General features: G+C 70.1%; 1 pseudogene. It reads right to left on the bottom strand.

The features are described from left to right. Positions 1–633: pseudogene (locus JMF90_RS39520) on the bottom strand (histone deacetylase family protein); the annotation flags it as partial.

Genomic DNA, 633 nt, shown 5'->3' on the forward strand with positions numbered 1-633 from the left:
TCGTGACGGCAACCTGCGATTGCGGATCGTCCTTGTAGATGTCGAAGCCGGGCGCGAGCACGAGCGCATCGGGCTGGAACCGCGCGAGTGCACGCAACGCGTCGTCGAGCCGCTCGAAGAATGCCGACTCCGGCGCGCCGTGCGGCATCGGCAGGTTGAGGTTGAAGCCGTCGCCGGCGCCCGCCCCCGTCTCTTCCTCGTAGCCCGCGACGACCGGATAGAAGTTGGTCGGGTCGCCGTGAATCGACACGTACAGCACATCGTCGCGGCCGTAGAAAATCTCCTGCACGCCCTGCCCGTGATGCATGTCGGTATCGAGCACCGCGACGCGGCGATGGCGACCGAGCAGCGCCTGCGCGGCGATCGCCGCATTGTTCAGGTAGCAGAAGCCGCCGGCCGCGTCGCGCCGCGCATGATGGCCGGGCGGCCGGCACAGCGCGTACGCCTCGCGTGCGCCGTCGTTGACGTCGGCCGCGGCGGCCAGCGCGCCCTGCGCGGACCAGTACGCCGCGCGCCACGTGTTCGCGCCCACCGGGCAACTGCCGTCGGCGAGATAGCGCGCGGCTTTCGCGAGCACCCCGCGCAGCGGATTCGGGTCGCGCACGAACACGTTCGACATCACTTCGTCACCCC

It is taken from the genome of Burkholderia sp. E168m23, from assembly GCF_016586125.1.
GTDB classification, from domain to species: domain Bacteria; phylum Pseudomonadota; class Gammaproteobacteria; order Burkholderiales; family Burkholderiaceae; genus Burkholderia; species Burkholderia orbicola.